Here is a 14705-nt window from a genome sequence, read left to right as displayed (position 1 = left end):
TTTCCATGAACCGCCATCGGTTTCTCTTCCTTGTTTCTCTTCTGGCGGCGTTCGTCGTGCTTGCGGCTTTTCCGCTCGCGGCGCAGGACGCGAAAGAACTCAATCGGCTTGGCGTGACGGCCTTGCGAAGCGGGAACTACGCCGAGGCGAAGGATTACTTCCTGAAGGCCACGAAACTGAATCCGACGTGGGCCGAGCCGTTTTACAACGCCGCGCTTCTTCAGAAAGCCGTCAACAAGCGTGACGAGATGAAGCCCCTGTTGAAGAAGGCCCTCCACCTCGAGCCCTCCAACCAGACTTATAGAGAAGAATATACAAAGTTTCTCAAAGAGGACATGCGCGCCGCCAAATCTGCGGGCATGACGGAGAAAGCCGCGGCCCTGCGCGAGGAGATCGTCACCGTCGATCCGTCGGAACTCGGCCTCGGCGCCGATATCGTCGACGAGCAGGTCGCGGCCGGGCAAGCCGAGAAGGCGAAGCAATTCGCCCTGCGGTTGCTCGAAAGCAACAAGGCGGAGCTTCCCGAATACCGTTCCGAAGGGATCGGCCGCCTGTACTACGCCCTCGCAAAGATGGAGCGGACCGCCGGGAACATGGCGAAAGCCCGCGACTACGCCGAGAAGTCGACGCGGTATCCGCTTCCCAACCCCGATCAGGGCAAGGAACTCCTCGCCGACATCAAGAAAAACCAGCAGGAGACGGTCGAGGGCTACATCAAGCTGGGCCGTTCCTACGCCGAAAAGGGCGAGGTCGCGAAGGCCATCGGGGAGTTCGAGAACGCTCTTGCCATCGATGCCACGAATGAAACCGCGCAGAGCGAGATCGAGTCGCTGAAGTCCAGGGCCGAGTCGCGAGACCTGATGGCGGACGCCCTCAGACTCAGCTCGCAAGAGAAATGGCTCGAGGCGCGCGACCTGCTCGAGCGGGTTGTCGCCGCCCAACCGAAGCATGCCGAGGCGCGCAAACTGCTCGCCAAGGCCACCGCCTTCGAAACGGAACTGATGAAGAAACTCGGCCGGACCGACCGGCTGCCGCGCAGCACCGAGGAACGGGCCTCGCTGACCGAAAATTACATCATGATGGGTACCCGCTTCTTCGACGCCGGCAACAACCAGGATGCGAAACAGGCGTTCGAGCGCGCCCTTGCGATCATCGCCCTCGACTCCAAGCTCGAAAAGTTCCGGCCGAGCGTGAACGCAGGGATGGCGAAGATCGGGACGATCGACACGCGGTCGCAAACCTGGGAGAAAGCGAAAGAGCATTACAAGAGCGGCGAGTACGAAGAATGCATCACATGCCTGGAATCGCTTCCGGCCGATTACGAGGTCGATCTTCCCAGTTTTCTCGCCTACTGCTACTGGAAAACCGGGGACACCGAGAAGGCCAAGAAATTCGCCAGTCTGCAACTGGTCAAGCAGCCCGACAACAACCGCGCCAAGTTCGTCCTTGGCAATCTTTTCATCGCAGCGGGGGACAACGCCGCCGCGTACAAGATCCTCAAGGAAGTAAAGGATTCGGATCCCGAGTATCCCGGCATCGATGACGTATTTTACAAGGCCGGCGCGTTCAAGTGGGGGGTCCTCGTTCTGCCGGCGGTGGCCATCGTGATCCTCTGCTGGATCGGCTGGATCATTTTCCACAACATGCCCGAACACAATAAAAACGCGGCGATCAAGCGCGCGCGCGCCCATCTGAACAAGGGCCTGTATAAGGAGTGTCTGGACGAGCTGACCGGTGTCCGCCGCCTGCCGAACCTCGACGCCTACGACGGCATGGTCATTTCCCGGATCGCCGCGCAGGCGTATCTCAAGACCGGCGCCTACGACCGTGCAATCGGCGAGTGCAAGCACCTGATCTCGATCAACACCCAGGATGCGGAAGCCCACCAATGGCTCGGCTTCGCCTATCTCGGCCGCAGGATGCTGACGCCGGAGAGTCTTCCCGAACTCCTGAACCTGTACAAGACCGAGCAGCGGAACATCGCCCTGATTTCCCTTCTCGGCCAGCATTACACGGCCCAGAAAACCATCAGCGCCGACGGCATCGAGATCCTCGAGAAGTGGCTCGAGCTCGAACCGACGAATCCCGAGGTCCTCAAGCCTCTCGGCAGATACTACCTCCAGAAGGGGCGGGCGGACGACAAGTCCATGCTCGTTTTCCAGCGCATGATGGAGTTCACGAAGCCGGAACCGGAGTTTCTGCTCGGCGTGGCCAAGCTGCACCTCCGGCAGAAGCAGTATGAGGAGAGTCTCCGCCTCTGCGAGCAGGTCATCCGGATGGATGTAAACAACGAAATGGTGCATGGAGTCCTGCGCGACTGTTATGCAAAAATGGAAAAGCTCAACGAACTTCTCGAGATCTACCGCGCTTATCTCTCGGAAAATCCCTACAACGTCGCCTTCCAGAAGGGCCTCACCGAGGCGATGAACCTCGCCCAGCGCACCGGCGTCAAGATCGGCCCGGCCCCCGCGGTGGCGGTCCCCCCGGATGCCGTTTCGCAGGCCGGTTCGTCGGCGGCCCAGACCGCCGCTGCTCCGGCGGACGGCATTGTCTGCCCGCACTGCGGAGCCGCGAACAGCAAAGCGGACTACTATTGCCAGCAGTGCGGCAAGAGCATCGTCTGACCGGCGGATGAACGACCGACCCTTCCTCCCCTTGCGCGCCCTCGTCGTCCTCGCAACCTTCCTGGTTGCGGCGACGGCGTTCGGCGCGGCGACAGCCGATTACACGACCCTCAAAAAATATATATCCGCACGGATGTTTTCCGAGGCGTATTACGAACTGATGCGGTGTGAACTGCAGAACAAGGACGAGGATCCCAAACTCACGAAACTCCGGAAGGATCTCCTGAAGCCCGTGCGAGACGAAGCCGTCAAGCGGGCGAGGATCACCCCCGACGACCCGAAGGTCAGAATTATTCTTGGAGATATAGAATTTCACCAGGGGCACTACGACGCCGCCGTTCAGCACCTTACCCAGGCGCTCACGAGGAACCCCGGGGCGCTCGGCCACTACACCCTCGCCAAAATTTTCTTCGCGAAAGGGAGGATGACGCAGAGTTTCGATCAGCTGGAAAAAGCGCTCCAGATCGATCCGTCGTCCGAAGTCCTCTTCGACGATTTCCAGTTTTTGTATAATGCGAAGAATTACGGATTGGCTTCGGCGAAGCGCCTGACCGGAAAAGCGGGGTTTCCACGGCGTGCGACGCCGGTCGCGGCCGAGAGCGCCGTCCCAGCCCTTCCGGACAACCCCTTCGAAAACGATCCCACCGCACCGCCGGACGTTCCCCTGCCGCCGGAGCCGCAGCCGGAGCCCGACCTGCTCCAGACGGCGGGTGTCCCGACGCCGCCCGGCAGGCCGGTGACGCCTCCCGCTCCCGACGAAACGGATTTTCCGGCGCCCGACGAAACGGATTTCCCCGCAAGCTCCGAAACGCAGCTTCCCGCCGAGCCTCCGCCCGCGATTACAATCGCCACGGCGCCGGAAGTCGCAAGCGAAGACCCGGAGCGCAAGAAGATGAAGGACGCAGACTACTGGTTCGACCAGGCGAAGCGGAAGTTCTCCGACGGGAAATACGAAGAGGCGGAAACCACGCTCAGGAAAGCCGTGGGCATTTTTCCGGGCCTGCCCGGACGCGAGGAGCTTCAGGCGAAGATCGACGCGAAGAAAGAGCTCGACAAGCGCTACAAGGCGGCCGTCGGCCTGTATCAGAGCGAGAAATACGATATCGCCCTGCCGGACATTCTCAAAGCCTATGAAGAAGACCCGTTGAAGTATGCCGAAGCCGTGTTCTACCTCGGCAAGATCTACGTTCTCGGCTCGAATCGGAACCTCCGCAAGGCCCGGGAGTATTTCGAGAAGTTCCAGAGCCTCCCAAACTGCGCCCCGGAGCTCAGTCGGGACGTCGACTGGGTCATGATCGGCATCCTGACAGACGACCAACAGTATGAGGAAGCCTACCGACGATTCAACGAGTTCGTCGAGCGCGAACGGGAGTATGCCGAGAATCAGAGCACATATACGAAGCTCCGGTGGACGCTCTTCTATCAGAACCACACGACTGAAATCTGGGCGGGTCTCGGCATCTTCGCGGCAGCCTTCATCATCGTCTTCATCCTCATGATCGCCCCGGCCCTCAACCTCTTTATCTTCGACCCCGTGAAAAAGGCAAAGACGGCTCTCGATGCGGGCCAAACCGAGAAGGCCGTGCGCATCGCCGACGACGCTCTCAGGCAACGCAACATCCCCATCCAGACGCTGCGACTTCTGCTGGAAATCAGCGTCCAGGGACATTATACGCTCAAAAATTATTTCAAATGCCAGGAAAACGCGAGGCATCTTCTCCAGGAGTTCGCCGATAATCCCATCGGCTGGAAATATCTCGCAAAATCCTACCTCGAAACGAACTCGTCTTCCGACGAGGCGATCACGTTGTATGAAACCCAGTATAAAAACGATCCGGGCCGGACCGAGTTCCTGCCGATCCTGTGCAAGTATTACGCCTCACAGAAGCAGTATACGGCCGACGCGATGGAGATCATGTATGCGTTCTACCAGGTTCAGCCCACCAACCGCGACAACGTGAAGGCGCTCGCCGAGGCATACGTTCAGAACAAGCGAATGGGGGACGAGGTCGTCACGATCCTCCAGGAAGCCGTGAAGATCTGCCCGGACAACGACGGGTATCGGGAACTCCTGGCCCGCAACTTCTCGAAAAAGGCCATGTATGCGGAAGCCGCCCGGGAGTGCCTGCAGGTCCTCTCGAAAAACATCAACAACATGGGCATCCATGTCGTCTACACGACCTGCATGAAGAAAATGAACATGCTGGACGAGGCTGTCCTGCAGTATGAGGAATTTTTGCGACGGCATCCCGGAAATCCCCAGTTGACCGAAATCGTCACGGGCCTTCGCAAGGAGCTCGAACAGGCGACGAGGTCCCCGGACACCCTGAGCGGGGTCGACGAACTGTCCCCCTTCAGCGACGAGATGATCGCCCCCGAGTTCCCGTCTTTGCCGGCCGAGCCGGTTCTTCCGGCGATTCCGTCCGAAACGGATATCCGGAACTTCGTCGAACCGCCTCCCGAAGGATTCAACGCATCCGACGCATCGACGCCGCTTCCGGATTTCCTGAAACTGGGCGGCGCGGGCCAGGCTTCCGATATCCGCCCGGCGGATGTCGAGCCGCAGTTCTCGCCCGGAACTCCTGAGAACGCATCACCGCAGGTCGCTTCCCCCGTTGAAATACCATCCATCGCGGATTTCATCGGTGAGATACAGATACCGAAGGAACCGGAGCCAGGCATGAAGTCCGTCGACGACATCCTGTCGATGCCGACGCTCGATCCGTTTGCCGCCCAGGGCCTCGACGGCGCCGACCTCCAGGACGATCTCGGCATGGCCCCCCCCGAAACCCTGACGCCGTCCCCCACACCCGTTCCGAAGCAGGCGGCCGGCGACGGCTTCGTGAAGGAGCTGGATGAAGCGCGTCAGAAAGCCTCCCAGAAGAAGTGGGAGGACGTCGTCACGATTCTCGCCCCCGCCTTCGCATCCCGGCGGTCGCAGGACATCGGCCTGCTGCTCGCCGACGCCTACGTTCACCTCAAAAAGACCTCTCTCGCCCGCGAGATCATCGAAACCCTCGAACTCGACCGGGAGATGATGTCCGATCCCCTCAAGGAGCAGCTGTACAAGATCGGCGTCGCCCTCGAAAGCGCGGGAGACACCGACGGCGCGCTTCTGATATACGATATGATATGCAATGTCGACATCAATTTCCGCGACACGTTCGACAGGTCCGACAAGTTGTATGCCACGCTCAAGAAAGGCAAATGACCCGTTACGGGAACCGATGTTTCAGCCGACAAGAGACATTGTCGCAGTTCAAGCCAGAGCAAGGAACGATCTATGACAAGCCTGATGAGCACGTTGTCGGCGTGGGCCGGCGCGATTTTCGGATTCGGCGTTCTCGTGCTTCTGCACGAATGGGGGCACTTTCTTGCCCTTCGCCGGTGCGGCAGGCCGGTCTTCGCCTTTTCCGTCGGGTTCGGGGCTCCCCTCGCCCGGTGGAAGCGCGGTGCAACGGAATACAGGCTCGGCTGGATTCCGCTCGGCGGCTATGTTTTGCCTGTCGATCCCGCCGATCTGGACCGCCGGGAAGCCGCGGGCGAACCCCTTCTGCCCGATGACCCTCCGCGCGTGCAGGCGTTCGTCGCCTCCGCGGGTCCGGCTGCGAATCTGGCGCTTGCCGTCCTTTTGTTCGCGATCGTCTTCCATCTCTGGGGCGATCCCGTCCCGGTTCCCGTCGTCGACTCCGTCGTCAAGGGAAGCGCCGGCGCGGCCGCGGGACTGCGCAACGGGGATTCCATCGTCAGCGCCGCCGGACGCCCCGTGTCCGACTGGCAGGGACTCCTGTCGATCATTCAGGAGAACGGCGACAAGCCGATGCCGTTCGCGGTCAGGCGCGGTGGGGAAACGGTTCTGCTGCAATGCGCCCCCCGCCGCGAGGGGGAACGATTCGTGATCGGCGTCAGGCCCAGGTTCGCTGCCGAGAGACCAAGAAGTCTCGGCGCCGCCTTCGCGTCAGGCATCGCACGCACCGTCCAGGAGACGGTCGGCGTCGGAATCGCCTTTTCCCGCCTCCTGTCGATGCGGAGCGCCGGCCAGGTCAGCGGCCCGGTCGCGATCCTCGACCAGGTTTCCCAGGCGGCACAGAACGGCTGGTTCGGCTTCCTGACCCTTCTCGCGATTCTCAGCGTCAACCTGGCGGTGTTCAACCTGTTGCCGCTCCCCCCTCTCGACGGTCTGAAACTGCTTCTCGCGGCCTGGCACGCCGCCGTCGGCCGCCCCCTCCGGGAGCAGGTCCTGATGCCGGTGTACCAGTGGGGGACCATCGGGCTGGCCCTGCTGTTCCTGCTGATCACGATAAAGGACATCGGATCCTTGTTGATGTAGCCCCTCCTGCCGATAAGGAAAACGATGATCCCGAAAACGCAGTTCCGGCGGCTGACATGTCTCGTCCTGCTCCTGCTGTGCCTCGGAGCCGCCCGGGCACAGGCGGCGAGAGATCCGATCCTGCTCGTCGACCAGCCCGGAAATACGATGCCGGTCGGCGCCTTCGGCCCGACGTTCAAGTTCAAGCGAACGTCCGGTCCCGAAGGCTTCGGAGGCGAGATGGTGGTGTGGGGCGCCCGCGGGTTCGGCGGCCGGCTTGACGATCCGAAACTGGGTCTCATGGCCCAGGCAGGCACGCTGACCGGAACCGGTCTCACCCTCAACCTGCGCATGGGCGGCTTCACGGTCGAAGACCATTTCATGAAGGATACCCGGCTGAAATGGCGGGTGGGCCTCGGTGGCGGCACCTTCGAACTGAAATCCCGGATCAGCTCGCGCGTCGTCAACGAGGGCAGTTTCGCCTTCGCCGAGCCGATGCTCGTCGGCGTGATTCCGATGACGCGTCATATCGTGCTCGAGATCGGCGCCGGGTACACGTTTTGCGGCGTCGAAGGCGTCAGGCTCGAAGGCCTCTTCGTCCAGACAGACCTGCTTCTCGGCCGGTTTTAATCGCTTCACCGCAAGACCAGGCGCAGCGATGGGCGCGGGGGCGGTCAGCGAGGTTTCGAGAGGACGGTCTGCCGCCAGGCCCTTCCGCCGAAGGTGTGGGAGAACTCGAGCAGCTTGTTCTGATGCCGGGCGATATTCGAATCGATCAGCTCCACTTTCACATCGGGAGAGGTGAGACCGGAAGCGAGCAGATTAAAAATCCCGTTCACCTCTGAATATTCGAGTTCGTGAGCGATTTCATAGGCGTCTTCGAGCGTTTTGAAATCGTCCGGCGAGCAGCGATCGATCCGGTATTTCACGTCGATGAGCTTCACCCACATTCCCCGGTCGGCGGCGGATGAGATCCTGCCGGAAGGAAGCTCGGCAAGGGCCTTTCGCAGAATTTCTGCGTGGCCGACCTCGTCATCTTTCATCGCGTTCCAGAAGGCGGCGACGGCGGGCTCGTGAGCGAACATGCCGGCCAGCGCCTCGTACAGCCTCCCCGCTTTCATCTCGATCTCGATGGCGAGGTCGAAAATATCCCCTATGGTCCTGGCCCCGTCAGATTGCATCATAATACCGACATTCATTTCTGGTTTTCCGGATACTGCCTCGTATGCTGAAAGCGGGCGACAGTATCCGCTCTACATGTGAGGTTACAACACTCCCCGGAAAATTACAATTCACGGGGTCACCGGAACTCGTCGTTGCCTTGTGCGCGGGTTACGGCTATCATGTCGGGGAACAGGGAGTCGGAACCGGCCGCCCACGCGATGGACGTGACGGCCGTGTCGGCTCACAGACCTGACCACAGGAGGAAACCCGTGAACGAGGAACTCGGCCCGACCCCGCTGGGGAAGTTCGTGATGTTCGTTTTTATACTCGGCTGTATTTTTGCTGCAGCCGTTTCCTTCTCGCCGTCGCTCAAGCAGATGATCTTTCCCGCGTCGACGACCACTCCGACCGGCCACGGAAGCGGACAGGCGCAGGGCGCTCCTGACGCCGCCGGCACGCCGTCCGGCCAAAGTGCGGCGGCCCCGTCGGGCCAGGTGATCGAAGCTCCCGATGCGAAGGGCATCACGACGGTCCAGGAGTACAAATACATTCCGCAGGAAAAGCTCCCGCCGGTCAAGGGAGTCTCCAGCTACGAATGGGATGAGCAGAAGAAGATCGTCGAGTTCCCGATCAACGTCTGGATCGGCTGGCTCCCGATCGTCGCCGCCAACCACGGGTTCGCCCCGAGCGAAGAGAGCATATTCTTCAAGAAATACGGCTTCAAGGTCAACCTCAAGCTGATCGATGACCCGGTCGTGGCGCGCGACGCCTATGCGGCCGGCAAAAGCCACGTCCTGTGGGGCACCCTCGATATGATGTGCCTATTCGCGGGCGAACTGATGAAGGACAGCCGCACCGCGCCCCGTATTTACCAGCAGATCGACTGGTCGAACGGCGGCGACGGCATCGTCGTGCGCGGCAACATCCGTTCCGTCAAGGATCTCAACGGCAAAACCGTCGTTTTCGCGCAGAACAGCCCCTCCCAGTATCTGATTCATAACCTGCTCATCAACGCCGGGCTGAGCCCCCAGCGCATCAAGACCCGCTACACCTCGACGGCGTTCGAAGCCGCGGCGGCCTTCGTCTCGGACAAAACGATCGACGCCTGCGTCAGCTGGGCCCCGGACATCTACACCATCCCGGAAAAGGTGACGGGCACGCGCATTCTCACCACCACGGCCGAAGCGAACCGGCTCATCACCGACGTATGGGCCGTCCGCGCCGACTTCGCCAAGGACCACCCGGAGATCGTGAAGGGCCTCGTGGCCGGCATTTTCGAAGGCATGGCGATGGTCAGGAACCAGACCCAGAAAGCCCAGGCGTTCCAGTGGATGGCCGACGGCTACGGCATGAAGGTCGACGACGTCAAGACGATGGAGAACGACGCGTTCATCACGAATTTCGGCATGAACAAGGAGTTCTTCACCAACCGCAACAACCCGACCAACTTCGAGCGCACCTGGAGCAACATCACGCTCGTCTACCGCGAACTCGGCGTTCTCGCCACCCCCGTGCGGTTCGACGAGGTGATGGACTTTTCGGTCCTGCAGGACCTCGAAAAGGAAGGCGCCTTCAAGGACCAGCAGGATGTGCCGGTGTCCCGCTTCGTGCCGACCTCCTACAAAAAGGTCTCGGCCGAGGCGCCGGTGCTCACCCAGACGGTGCGCATCAACTTCTACCCCAACTCCGCGAACGTGTATGAGCCGGAACACGACGAGTTCGGCCAGCCGGTCGCAAACACGCTCTACGACCCGTCCGTCGACGCGACCCTCGAGAAGATCGCTCGCATGGTCGGCCAGTATGAGCGCGCGACCGTTGCGATCGTCGGGCACACGGACGCCTCGATGAAGGGCAAGGTCCCCGAAAAAGCCGTGAAGGAACTTTCGGAAGACCGCTCGAAGTCGGTCCGTGACGCGCTGATCCGTAAATACAGATTCCCGCTCAACAAGTTCGTCGTGGCCGGCAAGGGCTGGGAAGTTCCGGCCGACGAGAACGACTTGATGAACCACGCTCTCAACCGCCGAGTCGAGGTCCAGGTCTTCACCCCCGAGCAGTAAGCAAAATCCGAAAGGAGAGGTCATAGTATGTTCACCAGGTTGATGAATCTCATTCGAGGCTTTTTCGGTCTGTTCATCTCGGGACTCGAGGCCCAGAACCCGCACGCCCTGATCGAGGTCGAAAAAGAGAATCTGCGCAAGCAGATCTCCCGCTTCAACGAGCAGCTGGCCAACCAGGCCGCCTTCCTCGAACGACTGATCAGGCAGGTCAAGAACCTGACCCAGAAAGAAAAGGAACTCACCGCGAAGATCACCGCGAACCTCAAGGCGGGAAACCGCGCCGTCGCCGGTCAGCTCGCCCTCCAGCTCCAGACCGTCAAGCAGCAGCTCGACGAGAACCAACAGCAGCTCCAGCTTCAGGAAAAGGCCTTCAAGGATCTCGAGCGCGCCCGCGACGTTTCCGTCCGCGAAGCTCAGCAGAAAATCGAGAAGCTCCAGGCAATGGTCTCCGAAACCGAGATGCTCGAAGCCCAGGCAGAGCTCTCCGAGATGGCCAAGGGCATGATCAACAGCATCGGCGGAACCGGCGACACGATCGCCCGCGTTTCCGAACTCGTGCAGGAGCGCCGCGACAAGGCCGCGGGTCGCGCGCGTGTCTCGTCGGGCCAGATCGACACGTCGGGTGTTCAGCTGAAGGAGAACGAGCAGGCCGCCCTCGGCGAGCAGGCACTGGCCGAGTTTGCCTCGGTCTACGGCATCGATTCGGCGTCTGGAGAAGCCGCTCCCGTCACCGAGGCTCCGCCGCCGGCCCCCGAGAAGGAACTGGGACCCCGCGTCTGATCTCCGGCATCGCCTCGTGGGCGTGACCGGCCGGTCGCGCCGACATAATATATTAGCTCATATATACTGGAGGATTTTCATGAAACTGTTTCGATTCGCAGCCGCTGCGATGATCGGTTTTACGCTGCAACTCGGCGCCGCATTCGCGCAGGAAGCCCCGGCACCGGCCGGCGCCGCCCCCGCCAAGCCGGCGGTCGAAGCTCCGGATACGCAGGGTGTCACGACGGTCCAGGAGTACAAATACGTTCCACAGGAGAAGCTTCCCCCCGTCAAGGGCACATCCGCCTACAAATGGGACGAAAAGGAAAAGACTGTCGTATTCCCGATCAACGTCTGGATCGGCTGGCTTCCCATCGTGGCCGCCAACAACGGCTTCAAACCCAGTGAAGAGAGCGTATTCTTCAAGAAATACGGGTTCAAGGTCGATCTGAAGCTGATCGACGACCCGGTCGCGGCCCGCGACGCGTATGCCGCCGGCACCAGCCATGTGCTGTGGGGCACGCTCGACATGATCGCTCTGTTCGCCCCCGAGCTGATGAAGGACAGCCGAACCGCGCCCCGCATCTTCCAGCAGGTCGACTGGTCGAACGGCGGCGACGGCATCGTCGTCCGCTCCGGCATCCGCAGCGTCGCCGACCTGAAGGGCAAAACGGTCGTCTTCGCCCAGAACAGCCCCTCCCAGTATTTCATCAGCAACCTGCTGATCAACGGCGGCCTCCAGCTGAGCGACATCACCCCGAAATACACCGCCACCGCGTTCGAGGCGGCCGCGGCGTTCGTCTCCGACAAGAGCATCGATGCTTGCGTCAGCTGGGCACCCGACATCTACAATATTCCCGAGAAGGTCGCCGGAACCCGCATCCTGACCACCACCAGCGAGGCCAACAAGCTGATCGCCGACGTGTGGGCCGTGCGCGCCGACTTCGCCCGCGACAAGCCCGAAGTCGTGAAGGGTCTCGTGGCAGGCATCTTCGAGGGCATGGACCTGCTGAAGAACCCCACCTTCAAGGCCCAGGCCTTCCAATGGATGGCCGACGGCTACGGCATGAAGGTCGATGACGTGAAGGGGATGCAGAACGACGCCCACTCGACGAACTTCGCCGAGAACGTCGAGTTCTTCCTCAACGCCAACAACCCGACCAGCTTCGAACGCACCTGGAAGAACATCAACTCGGTCTACCAGCTCGCCGGCAGGGTCGAAAGCCCGGTCACCTTCGATCAGCTCATGGATTTCTCGATCATCCAGGCGCTTCAGAAGGAAGGCACGTTCAAGCATCACAAAGACGAGTACGTCAGCAGCTTCGTCCCCACCAGCTACAAGAAGGTGTCGGCGGAAGCCCCGATCGTCACCCAGACGGTGCGCATCAGCTTCTACCCCAACTCCTCGAACCTGTATGAGCCTCAGCATGACGACATCGGCCGCCCCCTGCCCAACACCCTCTACGATCCCAACATCGAGACGACGATGGAAAAGATCGGCCGCCTCGTCGGCGCCTACGAGCGCGCCGTCATCGCGATCGTCGGCCACACCGACGGCTCGATGAAGGGCAAGGTCCCGGAAGAGATCGTGAAGGAGCTCAGCAGTGAGCGCGCGAACGCCGTCAAGCAGGCCCTCGTGAACAAGTTCAAGTTCGACCCGAACAAGTTCGTCGTCGAGGGCAAAGGCTGGGAAGAGCCGGCCGACGCCGCGGATGCGCAGAACCACGCGCTCAACCGGCGCGTCGAAGTTTCGGTGTATTCACCGGAAGGCAATTGATCACGCATGATGCAGGCGCGCACGGCAGTGCGCGTCTGCATCATGACATGGCGGAGGAAGCGAGATGACGGCAGAGCGGGACGACATGGCGCAGAGCGGCACGCCGAAGGAGTTTCTGAAGATCCGCGAGCCGGTTTCGATCACGCAGAGCGCGATGCTCGGCGTGCTTCCGATCTGTTTCATCCTGCTCGTCTGGACGATCGCGACCTGGGGACGGATGGATATCGTCTATCTCCCCGAAGGGGAGCTCGACACCGGCACGCCGGTCCCCGAAATCGGCCGCGTCATCACCGACGGCATGGGCCTGGCCATCGTCGGCTGGAAGCTCGAGCAGAGCGCCACCGATACGTTTCTCGTCAATGGCACGGCACGGTTTCCCCTGCACAATCTCTACGTCCGCAAATACGGCGACAGCTTCAAGATCAAGCTGAAGCGGGGCCGCATTACAGGGCGGACCGCGGTACCGGCGCCGGCCGAGGCGGCCGGAAACGAGAAATCGCCCCCCATCGGTCGCGGAGGGACCCCGGTTCCGCAAGCGGCGGGCAAACAAACATACGTTTTGGAATATACCTACGAAGATATCGAGACGCGCCTGCTGACACAGGCCATCCTTCCGAGTCCGATGGAAGTATTGCGCTCCCTGAAATCGCTCTGGAGCGAGCGTAAGCTGTTCAGCAACGTCGTTTCGAGTTTCATCCGCGTCGCCGAGGGCTTTTTCGTCGCCCTGCTTCTGGGCTTCCCCCTCGGCCTCGCCATGGGCAGTTTCTCGCGCATCAAGGCGATGTTCGCCCCGCTGGTGGTGTTCGGCGGCTACCTGCCGATCCCGGCGCTCGTCCCGCTGTTCATGAGCCTCTTCGGCACGACCGAGCTTCAGAAGGTGATGTTCCTCGCCTTCGCGTTCGGAATCTATCTCCTTCCGCTCTTCGTGCGGGCCATCGAGGAGGTCGACAACGTCTATCTGCTCACGGCCTACACCCTCGGGGCGAACAAGTGGCAAACCGTCAGACACGTTTTGCTCGCCATCTCTCTTCCGAATCTGTACGACGCGATGCGGATGGGTTTCGGTGTCGGATGGGGCTATATTATATTGGCCGAAATGGTCGACATGGGCAGCGGCGGCCTCGGCGCCCTCATTCTGGGCAGCCAGCGCATCGGGCCGAAGGAGCACATCTATCTCGTTCTCCTCGTGATCGTGACGATGGCGTTCATCACCGACAAGCTGTGGGAATACTGCGGTGACCGGCTGTTCCCCTATCGGAGGCTCAAGCGATGAGCGAAAACGAAAAAACCGGAACCCCGCTTCCCGAAACACCGGCTCGCCCCATCGGCACCGATGAGGCGCCGACGGCACCGGGCTGGCGCAGCTCTGACGGTCCCGATCTGGATGGAATCGTCGCACCTCCCGCGGCATCCTCCGAAGGAATGCAGCCTTCCCCCTCTCTTGCTCCGGAAAAGCCCGTCGAACCGTCGGCGACACGGCAGGCGACATCGCCAGGTGCATCCGCACCTTCCGCCACCCCGGATGCCCCGCCGACGAATCCTCCCGAATCGACAACGGCCGTCGTCGCACCGCACCCGCAGGCACCGGAAAGCGCTCAGTCAAAACCGGCGCAGGCTCCGGAGCCTTCCGCCAGAGAGATTCCGCTGGCGCCGGTGCCGCAGCGCCCGTCCGCTCAGGCCGGAGCCCTGCACCATCAACCGGTTCAGAAAGCCCCGGCTCCTCGGCAACGGTCGTTCTGGAAAAATCTTCTATCCCCGTTCATCAACCTGCCGGACGCCCCCGCCTCGCCTGCCGAGCGACCTCCTGTCCTCACGTCCCCCAACACCGGGGCGACGAAACCCGGAGAAGCCGGACCATCAGCGGGGCCGGGTGTGAAGCCGCCTGTCGTCACCTTCCGTCACGTGACGAAGATTTTCAATCAGGGAACGCCGCAGGAATACAAGGCCATCGAGGACATCGACTTCGAGATCGAGGATCTGCCCGACGTCGGCGAGTTCATCGCTCTCGTCGGCCC

The 14705-nt window shown here is 61.4% G+C and carries 10 protein-coding genes; 9 read left to right on the top strand and 1 reads right to left on the bottom strand.

Annotated features, from left to right (window positions below):
• The first annotated feature begins 5 nt into the window (after positions 1 to 5).
• From PLU72_07015 to PLU72_07000, 4 genes are all read left to right on the top strand, one after another.
• Positions 6 to 2624 carry a tetratricopeptide repeat protein gene (locus PLU72_07015; GenBank protein ID HOT27922.1) on the top strand — a complete coding sequence of 873 codons (2619 nt, stop codon included), beginning with the start codon at positions 6 to 8 and terminating at the stop codon, positions 2622 to 2624.
• Positions 2625 to 2631: 7 nt separating this feature from the next.
• On the top strand, positions 2632 to 5835 hold the full coding sequence (locus PLU72_07010) for a tetratricopeptide repeat protein (GenBank protein ID HOT27921.1): 3204 nt from the start codon (positions 2632 to 2634) through the stop codon (positions 5833 to 5835).
• A gap of 72 nt (positions 5836 to 5907) precedes the next feature.
• Positions 5908 to 6954, top strand: coding sequence for a M50 family metallopeptidase (locus PLU72_07005; GenBank protein ID HOT27920.1), 1047 nt, complete (start codon positions 5908 to 5910; stop codon positions 6952 to 6954).
• 24 nt (positions 6955 to 6978) lie between these two features.
• Positions 6979 to 7563: a hypothetical protein gene (locus PLU72_07000; protein ID HOT27919.1), complete on the top strand. Its 585-nt coding sequence runs from the start codon at positions 6979 to 6981 to the stop codon at positions 7561 to 7563.
• 44 nt (positions 7564 to 7607) lie between these two features.
• On the opposite strand, the gene PLU72_06995 is transcribed toward PLU72_07000, so the two are convergent.
• Positions 7608 to 8132 carry a ferritin family protein gene (locus tag PLU72_06995; GenBank protein HOT27918.1) on the bottom strand — a complete coding sequence of 175 codons (525 nt, stop codon included), beginning with the start codon at positions 8130 to 8132 and terminating at the stop codon, positions 7608 to 7610.
• Between the two features lie 234 nt (positions 8133 to 8366).
• Here PLU72_06995 and PLU72_06990 point away from each other — a divergent pair, with 234 nt between their 5' ends.
• The 5 genes from PLU72_06990 to PLU72_06970 form a co-directional block, all read left to right on the top strand.
• Positions 8367 to 10154, top strand: coding sequence for a phosphate ABC transporter substrate-binding/OmpA family protein (locus PLU72_06990; GenBank protein HOT27917.1), 1788 nt, complete (start codon positions 8367 to 8369; stop codon positions 10152 to 10154).
• A gap of 27 nt (positions 10155 to 10181) precedes the next feature.
• On the top strand, positions 10182 to 10934 hold the full coding sequence (locus PLU72_06985; protein ID HOT27916.1) for a PspA/IM30 family protein: 753 nt from the start codon (positions 10182 to 10184) through the stop codon (positions 10932 to 10934).
• Positions 10935 to 11013: 79 nt separating this feature from the next.
• Positions 11014 to 12690, top strand: a complete 1677-nt coding sequence (locus PLU72_06980; protein HOT27915.1) for a phosphate ABC transporter substrate-binding/OmpA family protein — start codon at positions 11014 to 11016, stop codon at positions 12688 to 12690.
• A gap of 64 nt (positions 12691 to 12754) precedes the next feature.
• The gene (locus tag PLU72_06975) at positions 12755 to 13963 is read left to right on the top strand and encodes an ABC transporter permease subunit (protein ID HOT27914.1); all 1209 of its coding nucleotides are present in this window, start codon (positions 12755 to 12757) and stop codon (positions 13961 to 13963) included.
• Positions 13960 to 14705 (top strand): hypothetical protein (locus PLU72_06970; protein HOT27913.1); only part of this gene is annotated, 746 nt, incomplete at its 3' end. The genes PLU72_06975 and PLU72_06970, both read left to right, overlap by 4 nt.

The sequence above is a fragment of the Candidatus Ozemobacteraceae bacterium genome (genome assembly GCA_035373905.1).
Classification (GTDB): domain Bacteria; phylum Muiribacteriota; class Ozemobacteria; order Ozemobacterales; family Ozemobacteraceae; genus MWAR01.
This window is presented reverse-complemented; position numbering and strand designations above follow the sequence as displayed.